Source organism: Psychrobacter sp. JCM 18902, from assembly GCF_904846615.1.
Lineage (GTDB): Bacteria > Pseudomonadota > Gammaproteobacteria > Pseudomonadales > Moraxellaceae > Psychrobacter.
This window is the reverse complement of record NZ_CAJHBK010000001.1, coordinates 66050-86756: the sequence shown is the minus strand read 5'-3', so window position 1 is coordinate 86756 and position 20707 is coordinate 66050. Positions and strand designations below refer to the sequence as shown.

Genomic DNA, 20707 nt, shown 5'->3' with positions numbered 1-20707 from the left:
TAAACTTGCATTAGTGTGAACCAATGAGAGGCTCATTTATCTTACTCTCCACTACATTGAACCGTTTTCATGCGACTGACTTATATCAATGCTATGGTAAACATTAGGTATCTCCCAAACGCAAAAAAGCCCAGCTCAATAGCTAGGCTTCTTCGACGTCATTATTTAAATAATTAATTAATCATAAATAAAGAGACTATCAAAACAACTTACTCAGGCATCAATACTGCATCGATAGTGTGAACCACACCGTTCGTTGCCATGATATCTGTACCAGTAATATTAGCCGTGTTACCAGTCGCATCAGTGATGACATTAGCATCGCTAATATTGATAGTAGCACCATTTACAGTAGCAACATCAGTACCATAAGGAATGTCAGCTGCCATAACAACCATAGGCACTACGTGATATGGAAGTACTTTTTTCAGTAGATCTGTATCGGCTAATAGCTCTTCTTTAGTAACGCCTAGCTTCTCTAACACAGGAGCAAATGCATCATCAGTTGGTGCAAATACCGTATAGGTCCCTGCATCCATCATCATTGTATCTAAGCCAGCAGCTTGTAATGCAGCCGTTAGAATCGTTAGATTTTCGTTGCCAGCGGCTATTTCAGCAATACTTTGCGTCGCAGCAGTATCGGCCATTGGATCGGCTTCAGTCATTGGCTCAACTTCGGCAACGGGCTCTACAACCACTTCTTCAGTAGTCACTTCAGGCTCAACAGGATCAGTAACTGCTTCTTTATCATTACAAGCGGCTAATGACATAGCAGCTGTAACGACAGCAATAGAAAGTAAGTTTTTCTTCAACATAAGTATTTCCTTATAAAGGGATGGTCTGTTAAGTGAATTGTTTGACAAATAACTTAACCCAGTTAATGTATATAACAGCGAACCACTTATCTGTTGCAAATGATAGCAACTAAACAATAGTAATAATGTCGCCTCTGCTATACCAATAACTATAATTTTAACTGATTAATTTCGGATTAATGCTTACTTAGGTAGCAACACTGTATCGATCACGTGTACAACTCCATTGTTCGCTTGTATATTCGCGGTCACGATATTAGAGGTACGATTTCTCCCATCGGTAATTTGTTTTTTATCGTCAAATGTGATGCTGCTGCCTTCCAGCATCTCTTGACTGCCTGCCATAATTTCAGAGGCAAAGACGCGGTCGTCTTCAATCACATGATAGGTGAGCACTTTCGTCAACAGCGGCTTATCTTGTAATAGCTGTTCTTTACTTATATCAAGTTCAGCTAATAATTTAGCAAAAGCGGCATTGTTTGGTGCAAAAACGGTAAGATCAGCATCTTCATCAGCCAAGGCGTCAGCCAATCCTGCTGCTACCACCGCTTCTTTGAGGATACTGAGATCCTTTGTGGCAACGGCTAGATCGACTATAGACTTGTCAGTAGGTAGCAATACATCGTCAATGAGGTGAATGACGCCATTAGTGGCCAATACATCTGTTTTGATAATTTTAGAGGTATCCCCACTTGCATCCATAATGACATTGGCATCACTAATAGAGAACGCTTGACCATTGACTGTTTCGATACTGTCGCCATAAGGAATGTCAGCAGCTTTGACTGTCATATTGGGGATAACATGATAAGTTAAGACCATGGTTAATAGCTCTTTGTCAGCCAATAACTCTTCTGATGTCACATCAAGCTCTTCCAATAATTCAGCAAATGCAGCATCAGTAGGTGCAAATACAGTAAATTCGTCCTCTGATGACATCAAAACTTTATCAAGTCCAGATGCCTTTAGCGCAGCGTTAAGAATGGTTAAATCTTTATTTTCAGCAGCAATTTCTGCAATATTTTGTGTTGGCGCTTCTACAACAACTGAAAAATCATTGTCGTCGTCATTACAAGCGGCTAGCGGCAAAACGGTCATGGCAAGCGCCAGAGATAATAGGGTTCTTTTTAGCATGAGTATATCCTTATGTATGAGTTCAGATGAACCATCTACTTTTTCAGTAGCATCCGTCGAATGATTGAAATTGTTAAATGATCAAAGCTTTCAACAAGAAACAAAGATGACTGTCGTTTATTGTCGTAGTGTTAAACAATAATGATGACACGCTTAAAAATATCTCAAACATTCTAAATGCCAGCAGTGTCATCTAAAGGAGCTTCATCTAAGACAGTTGGCAATTAAAATAGCGTGTATTTAACAATCATGTCATCAAAGACGGTAGCTGGTACTCATACCAGCTTCATCATACAAAGTAATAGGGATATAATTCTTTAACTGTAATTTTGAAATCAATCTTATTTGGGCAGTAATACTCTATCAATAACATGTACTACGCCATTATTAGCAGCAATATCGGTTTTTATGATATTGGTAGTACGACCATTTTCATCCATCAATTTGCCCTGATTGGTGACCATCAGAGTATCTTTACTGAACATAGTAATATTGCCCGGTTTAACGTCTTTCGCATATACTGGCGCAGCACCATTAATCACGTGATAGCCTAAAATTTTAGTCAATAGTGGCTTGTTGGCAAATAGTTGTGCTTTGCTCATGCCTGTTTCTTGCAGGACTTGTACAAATGCGGCATTGGTCGGCGCAAATATTGTATAGTTTGCATTCGGGTTAGACAAAGCACCCGCCAAATCTGCCGCTACGACGGCTTCGACCAGTAGCGAGAAGTCAGGATTACTTTGGGCAACTTGTACCACGTTCATTTTTGCCATAGATTGACTGTGCATAGGCGCTTTCATGGCTGCGCTTTTGCTTGGCATCATATTATTACAAGCACTTAAACCAGCGATTGAGAGTGCTAATGTACCAATGGTAGCAATTTTAGTAAGCTTCATAACATTATCCTTAATGATTGAGTATTTATTGACTGTTCTATAACTGTCTTGCAGATTAGATCGTCTTCCCTTATAGCAAATACTAGCGCTAATAATAGTGGTAAATGTTAGATGTCACTAATACAACTATTAACATTTACTAGTAAGTATTGCTTATGAAACGCCAATCCTTCTGAAATTAAATTAACATATAACCAAGCTTTATCAATTCCTCTTTACGCAACTTTTTGTAGTACAGGTGTAAACTCTGTCTGACTTTTAAGCACAATCGTTGTGCTTTCATTTGCAGAAACAAAGCTTTATGTAATCTTTAAGCGAAATGATATTCATTTGTTCCTAATCGCTTAATGGCATAAACTTTGAACATCATGCTCACTCAATCAACAGGCAGATTTTTTGTCTAGCATATTGCCAAAGAGGAATAAGTACTGTCCCACGTGAGGTATGATTTTCATGCTAGAATAATGCGGATTTGCCCACGCCTTTTATGAATGTTGCACGCTATTTATTATTCTTATTCTTATTACTTCCCCTTTTATAACATTGACGATATAAGCAGCGCTCCTATGACTCAAACGATGACTTCTCAATCTGCTCCTACTTCTAGTCCATCATCCGCTGATGACTTTATTTTAACGCCACCTGCCGTGTTTCCTTATAAAGAGCAGCAACTGACGGCACGTGCACGTATCACCGAGCAAATGGCATCACGCATCTTGATGTTAGATGGGGCGATGGGTACACAGATTCAGACCTATAAATTAGAAGAAGCGGATTATCGTGGTGAGCGTTTTGCCGATATCAATCAAGACGTACGCGGTAACAATGATTTATTGGTACTGACACAGCCGCACATGATTAAAGACATTCATCACGATCATCTGCTAGCTGGTGCCGATATCATCGAGACCAATACCTTTAACGGTACGCGTCTGTCGATGGCTGACTACGATATGCAGTATCTAGTGCCTGAGCTGAATAAGACAGCAGCCAAGATTGCCCGTCAAGCGGCGGATGAATTTACGGCAAAAACGCCTGAGAAACCGCGTTTTGTCGCTGGTGTCGTGGGGCCAACCTCACGCACGTGCTCGCTATCACCTGACGTCAATGACCCAGCTTTTCGTAACATTACCTTTGACGAATTGGTACTAAATTACCGTGAAGCAACTTTATGCCTGATAGAAGGTGGTGTTGATCTCATCCTCATCGAAACAATATTTGATACGCTAAATGCCAAGGCAGCGATATTTGCCATCACAGGCGTGTTTGATGATATTGGTTTTGAGCTACCAATTATGATTTCGGGAACGATTACCGATGCCTCAGGTCGAACGCTATCAGGTCAAACCGCTGAAGCCTTTTATAACTCAATTCGCCATGCCAAGCCATTATCGGTTGGCTTTAACTGCGCATTAGGCGCTGATGCACTGCGTCCGCATATCCAAACGCTATCGAACATTGCTAATACCTATGTGTCAGCGCATCCGAACGCAGGTCTGCCCAACGAGTTTGGTGAATATGATGAAACAGCTGAACAAACCGCTGCCCTACTCGAAGGTTTTGCCAAAGCGGGTATCTTAAACATCGTTGGTGGCTGTTGTGGTACGACGCCTGAGCATATCCGCCAAATCGCTAAAATGGTGGCAAATTATCCACCGCGCGTCATTCCAGATATCCCACCTGCCTGCCGTTTGTCAGGTCTTGAGCCATTTACTATTAATGCAGATAGCTTGTTTGTCAACGTCGGTGAACGTACCAACGTTACTGGCTCTAAAAAGTTTTTACGCTTGATTAAAACCGAAGCCTATACCGAAGCACTCGATGTGGCGCGAGATCAGGTCGAAGGCGGCGCGCAAATCGTCGATATCAATATGGACGAAGGCATGCTCGACTCCAAGCAAGCGATGATTCATTTCGTCAACTTGGTGTCTGGTGAACCTGATATCAGCCGCGTACCGCTGATGATTGACTCGTCTAAATGGGACATCATCGAAGAAGGCCTTAAGCGTATCCAAGGCAAGTCCGTCGTCAACTCTATCTCATTAAAAGAAGGTCATACTGAATTCGTTGAGCGTGCCAAGCTTTGCATGCGCTACGGTGCCGCCGTTATCGTCATGGCATTTGATGAAGACGGTCAAGCCGATACTTACGAGCGTAAGATTCAGATTTGTCAACGCAGCTATGATGTGTTGGTCAATGAAGTTGGTTTCCCATCAGAAGACATTATTTTTGACCCGAACATTTTTGCCGTTGCCACTGGTATCACTGAGCACAACAACTACGGTGCGGACTTTATCAACGCGACCAAATGGATTACCGATAACTTGCCCAATGCGATGGTATCGGGTGGTGTCTCTAACGTCTCGTTTAGTTTCCGTGGTAACCCAATTCGTGAAGCCATCAACTCCGTATTCCTCTATCATGCGATTCAAAACGGTCTGACGATGGGTATCGTCAACCCTGCCATGCTTGAGCTGTACGATGATATTCCAAAGGAAGCTCGTGACGCTATCGAAGATGTGATGCTCAACCGCAACCAAGGTGAGAGCGGTCAAGATGCCACCGAACGTCTGATGACTGTGGCTGAAAACTACCAAAACGGTGGCAAGAAAAAAGACAGCACCGTTGATATGAGCTGGCGCGAAGGCACGGTAGAAGAACGCATTGCTCATGCACTGGTCAAAGGCATCACCACCTTTATCGAAGCGGATACCAAAGAAGCATGGGAGAAATACCCCAAGCCGCTAGAAGTCATCGAAGGCCCACTCATGGACGGGATGAATATCGTCGGTGACTTATTTGGTGCCGGTAAAATGTTCTTACCACAAGTGGTGAAATCAGCTCGCGTGATGAAACAATCCGTTGCATGGCTAAATCCGTATATCGAAGCAGAAAAAGTCGAGGGTGAAAAGAAAGGCAAAATCCTCATGGCAACGGTCAAAGGTGACGTCCATGATATCGGTAAAAACATCGTCGGCGTGGTGCTGGGCTGTAATGGCTATGATATCGTCGATCTGGGCGTCATGGTGCCGTGTGAAAAAATCCTCGATACCGCTATCGCAGAAGAAGTCGATATCATTGGCTTATCAGGTCTGATTACCCCAAGTCTCGATGAGATGGTCTATGTCGCCAAACAAATGCAAGAGCGCGGCATGACGCTACCCTTGATGATTGGCGGTGCAACGACCTCCAAAGCGCATACAGCGGTCAAAGTCGAGCCACAATACCAAAATGATGCCGTCATCTATGTATCAGATGCCTCACGCTCAGTCGGTGTAGTCACTAAACTGCTCTCAAAAGAACACCGTCAAGCGCTTATCGATGAAACCCGCGAAGAGTATGTCAAAGTACGTGAACGCCTTGCCAAGCGTCAACCAAAAGCGGCGAAGGTCACGTATGCCGAATCGGTCAAAATTGGTTTTCAGTATGATTGGGAAAACTATGTGCCACCAGTCCCCAATAAGCTGGGGCAAGTGATATTTGATGACTATCCAATCGCTAACCTACTACCTTATATCGACTGGACACCATTCTTTATCTCTTGGGGACTGGTCGGTAAATATCCAAAGATATTACAAGATGATGTGGTGGGCGAAGCGGCACGCGATTTGTTCGATAATGCCAATGAGCTGATGCAAAAGATGATTGATGAAAAATTAATCGTCGCCAAAGGGGTGTTTAAACTTATGCCAGCTCGCCGTACGGGTGCCGATACCGTTACTGTCTATGACCATGCTACTAAAGGCGGCGCAGCAGAATATCAATTCGAGCACTTACGTCAACAAAGCGATAAAGCTAGCGGCAAGCCAAACTTTAGCTTGGCGGATTTCATCTCGCCATCAGAGACGCATACCGATTACTTGGGCGGCTTTACCGTTTCTATCGTCGGTACAGAAGCACTGGCTGAGCAATATAAAGCGGCAGGTGATGACTATAATGCCATCATGGTACAGGCATTGTCTGATCGCTTAGCTGAAGCGTTTGCCGAGCATTTACATGAGCTCATCCGTAAAGAATACTGGGGCTATCAACCAACTGAATCACTCACCAATGATGAGATGATTAAAGAGAAATACGTCGGCATCCGCCCTGCACCTGGCTACCCTGCTTGTCCTGAGCATACGGAAAAAGGCAAATTGTTTGATTGGCTCGGTACGGTAGAGGCGATTGGTACGACCTTGACCGAAAGCTATGCGATGTGGCCTGCGTCATCGGTCAGCGGATTCTATTACTCGCATCCTGATAGTGAATACTTCAACGTCGGTAAAATAAGCCGCGACCAGTTAGAGAGTTATGCTGAGCGTAAAGGCTGGGATATGAAGACTGCTGAGAAGTGGTTAAATCCGAACTTATAGTAGATTGACCCATTAAGTTATAGAAACCTAATAGTTGTTTTTTGGCTTACTCATTTGATATGGGTAAGCCATTTTTTATGGGGTAGTCATTTGCGTTAAATAAGCAAACTTATTGCTCGCTTAATAACAAAATACTTTTATCATTTGCTAATAATAACCATGCTAAATTACTAGACATTCTATTACTCTTATTATTGTGAGACAGGCTATGAATCAGATTGCATTACTTTCTAGTTGGATTGGCAAAACCTTTGCAATCTGGGCACTGGTCAGTGCTGTTTTGGGATTTATTTTTCCTGAATTCTTTGCCTCGTTGGCTTTCTTGATCGTTCCCATACTTGGCATCATTATGTTTGGGATGGGCATGACGCTCAAAACAGAAGATTTTCTAGAGATTATCAAACGCCCCAAACCTGTACTGGTAGGTCTGTTAGCGCAGTTCACGCTAATGCCTTTCATTGCTTACTTATTAACAGTAATTTTCAACCTTGATCCTTTAATCGCGGTCGGTGTCATCTTGGTTGGCTGTTGCCCCGGCGGTACCTCTAGTAACGTGATTACATTCTTGGCCAAAGGTGATGTGGCATTGAGTGTGGCTATTACCTCTATCTCTACCCTACTTGCGCCTTTTCTGACCCCTATTCTGCTCAGCATTTTTGCGGGTCAACTGATTGATATCGATTTGGCCAGTATGATGATTACCATTACAAAAATCGTCATCTTGCCCATATTACTCGGTGTTATCTTTCATAAATTTTTGGGTAAAAAGATTGAGTTCGTCACTGAGGTATTACCAATGGTATCGGTATTGGGTATTTCCATCATTATAGCAGCAGTGGTTGCAGTGTCTAAAGCGACTATATTGGATAGCGGTGCTATCGTGTTTATCGTAGTTGCCTTACATAATATGACCGGTTATACCTTGGGGTATTTGATCGCCCGCTTGTCCGGTTTTACGGAGAGACAACGCCGCGCGATCATGATAGAAGTGGGTATGCAAAATTCTGGTCTAGGCGCTGCCCTTGCGGCAACTTATTTTAACCCTGTCGCTGCCTTACCTAGTGCAATATTTAGTGTATGGCATAACTTCAGTGGTGCGTTGGTTGCGAATATCTTTGCTAAGAGAGATGCTAAGTAGGGGTGGTTTTATTGTTTGTGGGTTAGTTATGAGTATTTTAACTTTGTTAAAATCGGTTATGACCAGCTAAGAAGTTATACTAAATATGAAGGTCGGAATACGAAGACTGCTGCAAAGTTTTGAATTTGTAGGAAGTCAGTGAAAACGCCTATTAATGTAATAGGCGTCCTTATCTATGAGGGAATTTTCTTTTGAAGTTCGATATATTCAGGAATATTTTTATTAGATAAAGCACTTATAAACTCAAATAAAATAGGAATATCTAAAATTCTTGATAGATTTTCTTGTTGTTCTCGAGTTCTCGGACCAACTTCTTCTGTTACTCTCTTATAATCCTCCATACTACGAGCTAAAAAATTTATAAATTTATTATTGACCTTTAACCCAAACATGTTGAATGTGAGCTCTTCAAATAGTAGTTCATTACTAATTGCATTAGACCAATCTTTTATTCTTATAGAATCTATATAATTATGAAGCTGATTAACTGTTTTTTATTGACAATATATAAATACTTAATAAGAATATTTTTGGATATTTTACGCTGATGATCCACATCTTCCATAGGTTTCAGTGAACCAATTACCTGACTAATCAAAATATCATTTTCATATTTAACGTCAGTCTCGGCTAATATCCCAAATAAATTACCTAGATCATTACTAACCGAATGAAACTCCAAACCATTTAATCCTCCTGATAGAATTTTTCTAAGAGGTATGTCTAATAGGATTTTTATTTTTTCACTCGAAATACTAAATAATTTGAAATTATAGTATATAAACTTATTTAATGCTTTGTACGCATCCGAAGGCAAATTTTTATTCATAAAACTTAACGAAATTAGCTTAACTAACTTATCTAAATCTTCATTTTTCCATTCTATTATTGAGTTTACAACGATTAAATTTGTTATTGCCTTCCCAACTATATCACTAAAAATTCCCGTTCGATAATTGTCATACAATGACACTAAATTTTCAAATGTGGTTAGCAAATACTGAGTATGTTCAGCACAATCTATATAAGAACCACTAGATTTATAGTACTCTAAAATATTATGAATTAATTCATTCAATTTCTTAAATTCAAAATATTTAACTAAAATAAATAGGTCATGTTTCTCTATTCTATGAGTGCTTGATAGATGGAACTGGAAAAATTTAGTCTCGCTCTTATTATTTTTAATTATTAATCTGAACTTTAGTTCTACGTATATTCTCATTAAGTCTTTGAAAATACCATACTCATCAATCATTATTTCATTTATTATAAAAAAACGTAATATCTGCAAGCTTCTATCATTTGAGCGATATTTATTAGCATTAATTAAATAATTTTTTTCTAAATCCAGAAACTCTTTATTTGCGTCGTAATAAAATTCATGAATAACTTCAAAATTTAAAAATTCATATAAACCTTTTATATGTTTCTTAACGCTTGCAGGGTACAAGTCAAGCTTACTTCTCCACTTGGTTTCTAAATTATCAAATTCTTGTTGATCTTCAGGTTTGATTTGAAAATTATATCTTATTTTTCTTATTATGAGATCAACGTTAAACATGGAAATTATTGCTTTATAAAATTCTTTGTTCTTTAAATTTCGATGAATCTCACTGTTATATTTATCTATGATACTTTCATAGATTATTAAATTTTCAGAGATATTACTCTCAACTGTTTTTATCACACCCATCATTTCTTTATTTTGATGGGAGAATGTTAAGTACTTCTCATAGTTTAAATCTATAGCCTCTAATTCAGAAATATCAGCTTCTGATAAGAATTTTCTAACTTCTACCCAATCTTTCTTATCGTTATTAGTAAGATATAAACAATTAGCTAGATAAAAAACTTTAAATATTGCTATCATTTTTATAGAAATATCGTTATCGTATTTTAGAGCACTATAATTATCATAGCTCTTAATGATGTGAAAGAACATCTTGTATATTTTTCGATGCCTTTCTTCGTAGTCCGTCGTCATTGCTCCATCGTGGAACCATAATCTGAAACAATTAAGATGATATTCAATTGAACAGTTTGACAGTACATTAGTAATTTGCTCAGGTAATAAAGCATTAAATTCTAGTAAACCTTTAAGGTGTTCATATAAAAAGTTGACGACTTCTATTTTAATTTGGCTACTAATTTCAATTTCTTTATTACTATGTTTACCTTCAATTACAGATAATAGATTATATGGAATATTATATTCAGAGTTAACTTTATCTAAGAATGTCTTGTATACATCCCTATATTCAAAAACTTTTCATTATCTATAGCTATTGGAGAAACTGATTGTATTCCGTGACTCTTCAAATACATACTTTCTATAACATTTTCACTGATTGACAAAATAAACCTTGGCGGAGCTATATTAGAGCGCCTTTCAATCCATTTAGAAATAATTTTTAGATCGTAATCACTATATGAATATCCTAAGAATAATATAGTATAAGATGACAATATATGTCTTAAGAAGTTTTCTACCAAAGGAAAATTATCACTATATTGCAAATAATCATCTTCTTTAAATACAATGTTGTGGCTGGAAAAATCACCATGCACTTTTAAAAGTTTCCTAGGTAATATAGACTTAACTAAATCAGCATCACTTTTTATAATGTCGTAAATATGACCATTTTGTTCTATTGTATTCTCTAAGATATTATCCCAGTTAGTTGTGATGACATATTTAGGATTTAATTCAAATATTCTTTCATGAATCTCAGATGAGCTAGCATGCAGTGGAATTAAAGATTTCAATTTCTCATAAAGTGAATACTCACCGAATTGTAAATAGTATAATTGTGCAACTTTTAAATAGTCGCTTTCTTCTGTATCTAGGTCTTTTTTTAGGACATTTATTATATCTCCCCAGAATGGAAAATTCAGGCTATTTGTCTCAGAAAATTTAGAAACCCCTGCACCTACAAAAACAACTAAATTGTCGTTATTTCTTGCATTAATAATTGTATTTATGTGTGCTTGATTAAATTGCATATCATCCTCTGTTATAGTTTATACAGATAAATATAACTTCTATAATCCAGACTCAAATTATAGTACTTTGTTCCAAATAGCTGAATACTCTAAACTCAATTTGCCTTATCCTTCCCTCGCCGACACCGCTCAGAACAATAAATCACCTGCTCCCAATCCTTCTCCCACTTCTTGCGCCACGTAAACGGTCGCTGACAGACGGGGCAGGTTTTTTGCGGTAGGTTTACCTTTTTATGTGCCATTGTCTACTCCCTTATGTCTATATAGCTCTACTTCATTACTAACGACTACTTATCTTCTTTCTGATGATCTAGACCTTCATATTTTTTTACCCGTCGGCATTGGTCGGAGCAATAGACCATGCTCTCCCAGTTTTTATCCAACTTCTTAGTCCAACTAAACTCGCGCTCGCAGACAGGGCAGAGTTTTTTGCGGACGTTCTTCTTTTTGTGCGCCATAATTTTCTCATTGGTTTGTTTAATCTATAGTCGATTCACTATCATCGGATACGGTATTAGGCTCGCTTCACCTACTGTTTGTAGCAACTTTACTCGCCGTCATCGTACCCAAAGTAGCTGTTGCCGACTATATTACCATTGTCTCTTAATCATAAGCCCTATTTATAGTGCTATTCATAAGTGATGTTCATAAGTGCAAGTCATCAGCATTGCTCATAAGCGTTAATAATTAGTTGTTAATCATAGCTACTAATCATAGTCGTCAAATATTTTATTTAGGCGATTGAGACTATTGACGATTAACTTACCAGATTGATCTGTGCTGGTATCAATCGCCAGCTTCTCATCCATCCGCATCGTCAGCGGTGCAAGCGCCTCTTTTAATGCGTTTGCCATCAGTGCGGTCTGCTGAGTGATGTCAGGCGCATCGCTATCTACGGTTTGATGCTCTTCATTTTTAATCAGGCTCTCAGTCAGACTACTAGACAAGCTATTCGCCATTTTCTGTGCTAGCTCTTCAACGGCATTGACCAGCTGCACCATCAGTGCTTTTTGTACGTCTTGGTTTTGCTTAAGATACTCGCCTTCTGCCTTTTCAGCATTGTGATCATTCTTATATATTTGCATCAGCTGATTCAGACTTTTCTCAAAGCCATTGTCGATACTATCGCTAACGACTTTGGCATTATTGATCACGCTATCGGCGAGTATTTTTTGTGACTCTAATTGAGCGTTTAGCTGGGCATCGAGTTGTGCTTGTTGACCTGCTTCTCGTAAGCGAGCGATTTGCTCTGGGTCATTTTTGGTTAAGTATGTCTCAAACTGGCTACTGATGGCATTGAAACCACTGGCCAAGTCGACCAACTGGGCAACGATACGCGCGCCCGTATCGCCATCTTCACCGCCCATGGCTTTGTTACGCAAGAAGTCTGCTTTGATTTGCACCCAACGCTGCATTTCTTCTTCGGTCAAGACGCCGCGCATCTCACCAAGCTTGAGCAGATTACTCTCTGCGCCTTGGGTCAGTAGCTGTGACTCGCCCAGATAGTGATCATCTATCAGCTGGTTCAGCTCGCTTTCATTCATGACCGCCGACAGCTTTTCGGTCATTTTATTCATATTACGATAACTGCCTTGCAGCTTAAATATCGGCTCAACGCGGTACTTGTCATCTTGCGAGGCAGAAGCAATATACGCTTGGTTAACGTCTAGAATAACCTCTTGAACCCTAAACATATGACGCAAGATCGCGACAATTTCATTAATCTCTGAAGTGCTATACGGATACGTCAAATCACCGCTTTGGGCTTGGGCAAGATTCGCATTGTCCGCTTTCGCCATTTTGATGAGACGATGCACATCTGCCAAATCACGGTTGGCGAGTGGCGCGAGAACGGTGTTAGAAGTGAGCGAGTTTTCGATATAACTGAGCGCAAACACTTCTTCCATACCGCTCATGATATCGCCTAAGTTGTAGATATCGGCACGGTTGGCGAGCATGTCTGGCACTTTAAAAGCTTCGCCGCTCTCGGTATACGGGTTACCCGCCATGACCACGCAGAACTTTTTGCCGCGCATGTCATAAGTTTTGGTTTTACCTTGCCAGACGCCATCGATACGACGTGTACCATCACCCAATGAGATAAACTTCTGCAAAAATTCCGCATGCGTATGCTGAATATCATCAAGATAGAGCATGACGTTATTGCCCATCTCAAAGGCTAAGTTGATTTTATTCAGCTCTTCTCGTGCGGTGGCATTGGGCGCTTTTTCGGGATCTAAAGACGTCACATCATGACCGAGTGACGGACAGTTAATCTTCATAAAGATAAGGCCCAGACGGTTTGCCACATACTCCATCAAGGTGGTCTTACCATACCCTGGTGGCGATATCATCATGAGAATACCCATCAAATCGGTACGCTTATCCTCGCCGACCGTACCCATCTGTTTGGCAAGATTGTCACCGATGAGTGGCAGGTAGCTCTCATTAATCAGACGATTACGCACAAATGAAGACAATGGACGTGGCATGAACTCGTCCAGTCGCAACGTCTCTTTTGAATCATGCAAAATCTCTGAGCGCATGGCCAAATAACGTCTATAGGCAGGGATGACTTGGGTATCATGATGATGCAGACGATTTAAGAAGTCATCAACGGCAAAGGTTAAGGTCTGCTGATGAATACGCGGATGCTCACCTAGTAGATGATTCACTTGTATTTCAAGCGATACTTTACCCGTGCTACGCTCAAAGCTTTGCACTTGATTGAGCGGGTTATTGATACTGGTCAATGAAGGCGGTGACGTAGCCGACGAGGTAATTGAGGAAAATGATAAGGCAGATGGCGTGGCACTTGCGCCTGTACTGTTTAAACCTTGATTGCCCAATCCTTTAGCACTTAGCCCTTTATTAAAAGCCCCTTTATTGAAGCTAGCACCTGAATCAATCAATCGTTGCACCAAAGCTTCACGTTGAGCATCGTTCAATTGAGTGAGTAAAACGGCTATCGCCTCCGGCACATAATGACGGCCACTTTCTAACTGCTGTTTGCGTAGCGTGTTTTGTTCTTCAATCTCAGAAAGCTGAGCTTCGCTGAGTGCTTCACCTGCTTCATTGGTACCATCAGTCGCTACGTTAGCCGATTCATTCCCACCATAAGTTTTCTCAAGTAATGCATGGAACCAGGTTGCCAATAGCTCATAGGCTGATTTGAGTTGGAATCCAAGCTTGCTAATAGAAGACTGTAGTTGATCAAAACTGGCCGTTGCTTGTATGCTACCTGAGGCGCTATTTAGCGTTTGGCTTAGCTGCTCACATAACTGCTGCGCTTGCTGGCTGGTTTGCCAGTTTACTGTGCTGTTTGCGCCTGCACTAGTTTCAGCCGACTGCCCCATCACGCTCACTAAATACTCGCAAGCAAGCTGGACATAGCTTGGTTTGAAGATATTAGCGCCATTATCAACGCTACTACCTTTATCGATGCTAGCACCGGTATCACCACCAATATTGCCATCATTATGAGCGGCGACAAAGTCAAGCATCACTTGGCTCATATCTTCGACTAGTAAAGACTTAGCCGTATCACTGCCCAATGCACGGCGCAGTTGCTCGGCGGTCGCAGCTCTATCCGTCCAGTTGCTCGCGCGCGTCAGCACGGATTCATTTAACCAAGCGTCATAACCAAACTGGCGTAAGCTGTCTAAGCCCAGCGCTTGTACGATATTGAGCTGCCAGTAAAATAACTGCGCCAACGCACGTACTTGCGGGGTATAAATCAGCAGCCCTGCTTCGCGCAGCGTTGGTAGTATTTGCATCAGTAACAACGTAGCATCATGGTCATGAATGCCTTTGTCATAGCCGAGCTGATAGCGAGGAGTGGCGTAAGCTTTGACCAGTTTGGACAATGGGCTGTCATTATCAATATCACCATTAATATCGAGGGTAATAACCGTCGCATCGTATGATTGATATAAACGTTCTTCGGTTAGTCCGTCTTGACTGCTCTTAGCACTTTCGATAATGCTATAGGCTAAGTACTCGGCGCGATATACCTTGTCAGACTCGGAGGCAATATTCATATCCCAATACGGGCGTAAGGCGTTCAGCTCAGCATTATTAAGCACTTCATAATAATCTGTGCCCGTTAGATGTAGATTTAAAACACGATTGCCATCTGACTGCTGACGACTCAATAAAGTCAAATCAAGTGGCTGAGTATTAACTGAAAAGCGGTGCTTGCCCAGTTTAATAATCTGACCGCCATCTTCAAACAAATCCGACTTGTCTTTTAGACTCTTATAACTCTCGATTTGAATGGCTTTTAGGCGCGCGTCGATGTCATCGGCTTTGACGCTAAAGTCCATCGCTTGTAGCTCTTTTGCGATGTTACGGACTTTTTGTACCAGACCATCAGCCGCAAAATACGTATTGAGCGCTTCTTCCTCGGTAAAGCCTGTGACGCCAGTGCTTTGTGTCCGCTTCTTGATACTTTCGAGCATTCGCAGCGCGCCATCACCTAAGTTTTGCGCTTTACGGTTACGAGCATCGAGCAATTGCTGCTTGTGATTTTCAAAGGTCTCGTAAATCTCTTCACGCTTACTGATGATATCGGCCAAAAACTGATCGCCACTGTTGGTCTCTGGATCAGCGAACTGGCTTTCTAATTCTTCTAACTGTACTAGCAACTTTGCCATTTGCTCATCTGATTTCTCAGGAGTATTGGCAATGGATAACGCATTGGCAATCGACTGCCCAAACAGCTTAAACTGCGCACCAAATTGCGCCACAGCCTCAGCCGAGCCTAGATTTTTGCGTTTATGATTGAGCTTGGCTTTGCTTTGATTCAGGCTGGCATAAATGGTCGATATGTCATCGATGATTTGCGTACGTACCGTAGCATCGGCCACATCTAGCGTGCCTAGCAACTCGGTCAATAAATCTAACCCTTGCGCTGTTTCATCGATTTTTTCTAGAACGGGTTTTAGTTCAGCATTGGTTTCAGCCGTATTTAAACGCTCACTGACATCGACCAATATACCTTGGTAACTTGAAAGCGCTTCTTCCCCACTTAAGAACAGCACAGTCTTTTCAGTCAGCTCGCTCTCAGCTTCTTCTAACTGCGTCTGCAATGCTTGTAGCTTATCGGCATCTAAATAGCGCAAATCCTCCAAGCTAACCAAACGGCCTTTTTGACGTCTTAATGCTGACAGCTGATCGACATAATCACTGGCCGACTCAAAGCTAGTAACGCGTATCTGCCGCAAAATCTCACTTTGCTGCGTATCCGTATCGGCTAGCGCAGTTTGGGTTTGCTTTTGGATACTTTGTACTTTGGCGAACTCATCAATCACCAGCTCAGCCGTGGCTGTCACTTCTTTAATACTACTGGCGACTTCGCTCAGTTCAGGCTCAGACAACCAATAATAGCTATCAAAGAGTCGGCTGGTATTATTGGTAAGCTCTTCATAGAGCTTTTGAGAGACGCTTTGATTATCAATCAGGCGAGTAATGCTATACAGATCTGAAATACCGCGCACCAATTCTTTATTACCGATTTTGCCATAAAAACTCGTGCTCTCTGGCAACTCACTCACATACTCGTGTGAGGCATAAGGCGTGTGCCATATCTGCATTGGATGAATACGAGATGGCTCACTTTGGTCACTAAACAGCACCAAACGGCCATTCTCAGCCAAGGCCATACCGTTGCAATAGATAGGGTTTGCCAATTGCTTTTTAATCAAGTTATAAGGAAACAGCCCCGTGACGCCCAAGTCTCTGTCGTAAAATAAGAATAAAACATCTTCACCATTCGGCGATACAATTTTACGCTTAAACCGTAAGTCAGTAGCGCCAACGTTATTGGCCTCGAATAGCTTATACTCACCCGTCTGTAGATAGTAACCACCCGGAAACATGATGCCGTGGTCTTCTGGTAGCTGAACACACGACTGTCCAATCGCATCCAAACGCAGCACCGCTTCGGTCAAGGTGTTATAAACGAAATAACGGTAATCCTCTTCACGATAAGGCAATATCTTAAGCAGTATTAGACTGCCCACTTTGGCATACGCAATCTCAGCATCCGTCAGCGACTGGGTACGGTCATTGACCGGTTCGCTATAAATACCCTGACCGGACTGCGTATTGTCCTCAATCTTGATGGTCAAATCACCACCGACTGTTTCCACAAATATCGTGTCTAAGATATTCATATGCGGATATTTGCCATTCACCATTTGATCACGGGTGGTATCAATCCAGTCAAAATCATAAGCAGGCGGCAGCTCAATATCACGCTCGCCTCGGTTGTCCACATAAGCGACTTGCGCCGACTCTGGCGTACCTTGGCTAAAATCTAGCGCAAAACGGAACACTCGAATATCGGTGATACGCTCGCCAATCTGAAACGCCAACAGCAATTTGCTGTCTTTCACCGTTATTTGAATCAGGCGCGTTTGTTTGTAATAGCGATACAGCTCATTGAAGTCTTGGACAAAGGCGTCTTGAGCCAAAAAAGTCCCTTTTAAATCAACCTCTTCAAGCTGATACTCTTCTTCATTACCAACTGGCTCATTCAGACGGTATAGCGACAATACATCCTTAATATTGCTCGCACGTTTAAGCCCCATAAAAACGTTATAGCCAAATAGCAAATAATCACCAACCTGTACCATGTCTTGCGCCACACAGTTGTACTCGGTACGAATACGAGTACGGGCGATGACTTGCATTTGGGTGCTGCCGAACTCTTCGAGACGCGCATTATTTAGCGTCTGTGTCTGCTGCTCTAAACGGCCGCCTTGTTCTGTCAGACGTTTTTTGATGAGCTCATAAGCATTGCCTGAAGCAACTGCCTGATCGGTTTGGTTGGCTTGATTAGCATTATCATTGCTGTCTGAATTTGTTGAGTTTTGCGTGTCCGCCATCGTTGCTCGTCCGTTTCTGTTTTTACATAATAAGAGAGTTTTGGGCAATAAAGAATCATTAAAAGTAAAGAAGCACTTGGCTAATCTAAAAAAACGAGTGGTCACTGCTATTTTTTTAGATTAACCAACTCATTATAATTCGTCGTTCTGAATCACCTTAAGTTAGCCAAAAAAATCTGCCGCCTACACGACAGATTCTTTATTTTAGAAAATATTACTCATTCATACTGTTAGATAAAAACTTGCTCACTAATACTTACCTATTAAGGCTAGTCATTTAGACCTTATTAATAAGTCGTTTTATCATCATTTTTCTGGTTTGATTTCATGGCTTGACTGGCCATCACACCATTGATGATACCGCTCAATGTGTCTGACTTACCCGCTAGGCCATCAATGGCTTTACCGATAGACAGTGACTTGGCAAAGTTGTCAAAGAAATGCGCTTCGCCGCCAACAATATCGATTTTGGCTTTCTGTAACGCAACTGCCAATACTTCAGCATTTTCTTTCGCAATTTCTTTACCAGCATCAATTGATGCCAATGCTTCTTGCAAGGCTGTCTCAAGACTCATACGGAACTCTTCGTGCTCACGTGCCTCTTTGCTCATGCTACCCATGGCATTGAATTTCTCAACCAGACCATCTGCTTCGGCTTGGAAATGTGCACGAGTAACTTCGGCTTTTGCCAATCCAACTTCACGTTCTGCTTTGGCATTTGACTCACCGCGAGCCGCGATGACTTGAGCATCTGCCATGCCTTTTTCACGCTCAGCTCTAGCGGTAGATTCGCCACGAGCCGCGATAACCTCAGCATCTGCCATGCCTTTTTCACGATCTGATTGTGCTTCAGCTTGTCCAGTCGCTTTGATAACATTGGCTTTCGCAATGCCTTCTTTTTCCAAAGAAGCCGCTTTAACTTCTTGGATAGCCGCTTCAGCGAAGCCATGTGCTGACTCTTCTGCCTTGATACCTTCGGCCATTTTAATTTTGGCTTCTGAATCTTTGGCAGATGCTTCAAGATTCGCAGCAGCAAGCGTAGTGATTTCGACGGCTTTATGCTTGGCAGACAGCTCTTCTGCTTCGGCTTTTTTCACCTGACGTACTTTGATTTCTTCCGCATCGGCTTCTGCTGCTAGCACACGTGTTTGCTTAGAACGCTCAGCTTCGCTAATTTCGCGGACTTCTTTGATACGCTCTTCTTCTTGCGCAACGGTTTTGTCCACTGCGATACGTTCACGAATGACGTTGGCTATTTCTTTTTTCTCAAGCTCAATCGCACGTTCAGCTTCGATACGTTGCAAGTCAACTTCACGCTCACGAGAGACGATTTCTAAATCACGGGCACGCGTCACTTTCTCTTCTTCAATGACGACCGCACGCAGACGATTTTGCCCTGCTACTTCGATTTCACGTTGCTGATTCTCACGCTGAATGGCCAAATCCTGCTCAACCGAGATAACAGCCGTTTCAGACTTTTTACGCTCTTCTTCTTCAATCTTGCGAGTTTCAGCTGTTTCGCGTGCAATCACTGACGAGATTTCACGTTGCTGTTTGGCTTCGGCATCGGCTTGCTGACGCTCAAGCTCTAACATCGCCTCTCTGGTTTCGACATTCTTTTTCTTAACAGCCAGCTCTTCATCACGCTCAAGCTCGTTGGTGATGACGTTTTGAAAGGCCGTTAATTGAGTAATCTTTTTGATACCTTCAGCATCTAAGATATTACTTGAGTCTAACGATATTTTTGGCGTTTGCTCTAAGTAATCAATCGCCACATCTTCTAAGACATAACCATTCAGATCGTTACCAATTTCTTGAACGATGCTGTCACGAAACTCGCTGCGATTTTCAAACAGTTTGACGAAATCAATCTGTTTACCAACTGTTTTTAAGGCTTCTGAGAACTTAGCATTAAACAGCTCGTTGACAGCGACTTTATCTGATGCACGCTCAACCCCAACCGATTTGGCGACTTTTAGCACATCTTCTTCGGTTTCATTGACGCGTAAATAAAATGCCACGGTGATATCAGCACGCATGTTGTCTGCGCAAATCAAACCTTCTTTACCGCGTCTGTCCACTTCTAACGTGATGAGCGATATGCGCATCAATTCTTTTTTGTTGATGACTGGCCAAACAAAACCACCATCAAAACGTACGGCAATTTTACTCACACCGTTAATAATGAGTGCTTTGCCCTGCTCGACCTTAAAGTAAAAGGCTTTGAGCATTAATAGTGCGACCATCATAAAAACAAACGCCAGCACTACAACCACGCCGACGATAATGAGTGTGTCCATATCCATTCCTTTAATTAAAACATTCCATAATCCATTCAATATAAATCAAATACGCTATCAAGCCAGCTAACTCTACTATTTATAGCACTGTTTATAGCATGTGCGCTTTATAGCACTGTCACGCACCATTCTGATATCTGAACTACATTGAACCGACTATAACCAAATTTAAA

At 41.6% G+C, this 20707-nt stretch carries 12 protein-coding genes; 2 read left to right on the top strand and 10 right to left on the bottom strand.

Features of this window, described 5'->3' with window-relative positions; all coding sequences use genetic code 11:
- Nucleotides 1–209 precede the first annotated feature (209 nt).
- The 3 genes from JMY05_RS00330 to JMY05_RS00320 all read right to left on the bottom strand — a co-directional run bounded on the left by JMY05_RS00330 (nucleotide 210) and on the right by JMY05_RS00320 (nucleotide 2845).
- A complete protein-coding gene (locus tag JMY05_RS00330; protein ID WP_087814347.1) occupies nucleotides 210–815 on the bottom strand; it encodes a fasciclin domain-containing protein in 606 nt (201 codons plus the stop codon).
- Nucleotides 816–998: 183 nt separating this feature from the next.
- Complete coding sequence (locus JMY05_RS00325) at nucleotides 999–1949, bottom strand: fasciclin domain-containing protein (protein WP_045447726.1); 951 nt, start codon at nucleotides 1947–1949, stop codon at nucleotides 999–1001.
- A 341-nt stretch (nucleotides 1950–2290) separates the two neighbouring features.
- A complete protein-coding gene (locus JMY05_RS00320) occupies nucleotides 2291–2845 on the bottom strand; it encodes a fasciclin domain-containing protein (protein ID WP_045447723.1) in 555 nt (184 codons plus the stop codon).
- Between the two features lie 566 nt (nucleotides 2846–3411).
- Here JMY05_RS00320 and metH point away from each other — a divergent pair.
- Together metH and JMY05_RS00310 are read left to right on the top strand one after the other, a co-directional pair.
- Complete coding sequence (gene metH / locus JMY05_RS00315) at nucleotides 3412–7200, top strand: methionine synthase (protein ID WP_201613887.1); 3789 nt, start codon at nucleotides 3412–3414, stop codon at nucleotides 7198–7200.
- Between the two features lie 208 nt (nucleotides 7201–7408).
- Nucleotides 7409–8338, top strand: coding sequence for a bile acid:sodium symporter family protein (locus tag JMY05_RS00310; RefSeq protein WP_201613886.1), 930 nt, complete (start codon nucleotides 7409–7411; stop codon nucleotides 8336–8338).
- A 173-nt stretch (nucleotides 8339–8511) separates the two neighbouring features.
- Here JMY05_RS00310 and JMY05_RS00305 read toward each other — a convergent pair whose 3' ends face one another.
- The 7 genes from JMY05_RS00305 to JMY05_RS00275 form a co-directional block, all read right to left on the bottom strand.
- Nucleotides 8512–8730 (bottom strand): hypothetical protein, encoded by a 219-nt coding sequence (locus JMY05_RS00305; RefSeq protein WP_201613885.1) that lies wholly within the window; start codon nucleotides 8728–8730, stop codon nucleotides 8512–8514.
- A 71-nt stretch (nucleotides 8731–8801) separates the two neighbouring features.
- Entirely contained in the window at nucleotides 8802–10325 is a 1524-nt protein-coding gene (locus JMY05_RS00300; RefSeq protein WP_201613883.1) for a hypothetical protein, read from the bottom strand.
- A 245-nt stretch (nucleotides 10326–10570) separates the two neighbouring features.
- Nucleotides 10571–11344, bottom strand: a complete 774-nt coding sequence (locus JMY05_RS00295) for an SIR2 family protein (protein ID WP_201613881.1) — start codon at nucleotides 11342–11344, stop codon at nucleotides 10571–10573.
- A 95-nt stretch (nucleotides 11345–11439) separates the two neighbouring features.
- The gene (locus JMY05_RS00290; RefSeq protein ID WP_201613880.1) at nucleotides 11440–11586 is read right to left on the bottom strand and encodes a DUF2256 domain-containing protein; all 147 of its coding nucleotides are present in this window, start codon (nucleotides 11584–11586) and stop codon (nucleotides 11440–11442) included.
- Between the two features lie 45 nt (nucleotides 11587–11631).
- On the bottom strand, nucleotides 11632–11802 hold the full coding sequence (locus tag JMY05_RS00285) for a DUF2256 domain-containing protein (protein ID WP_010196547.1): 171 nt from the start codon (nucleotides 11800–11802) through the stop codon (nucleotides 11632–11634).
- Between the two features lie 249 nt (nucleotides 11803–12051).
- Complete coding sequence (locus JMY05_RS00280; protein WP_201613879.1) at nucleotides 12052–18234, bottom strand: DNA repair ATPase; 6183 nt, start codon at nucleotides 18232–18234, stop codon at nucleotides 12052–12054.
- Between the two features lie 287 nt (nucleotides 18235–18521).
- On the bottom strand, nucleotides 18522–20534 hold the full coding sequence (locus JMY05_RS00275) for a flotillin family protein (RefSeq protein ID WP_045447706.1): 2013 nt from the start codon (nucleotides 20532–20534) through the stop codon (nucleotides 18522–18524).
- Nucleotides 20535–20707: the final 173 nt, after the last annotated feature.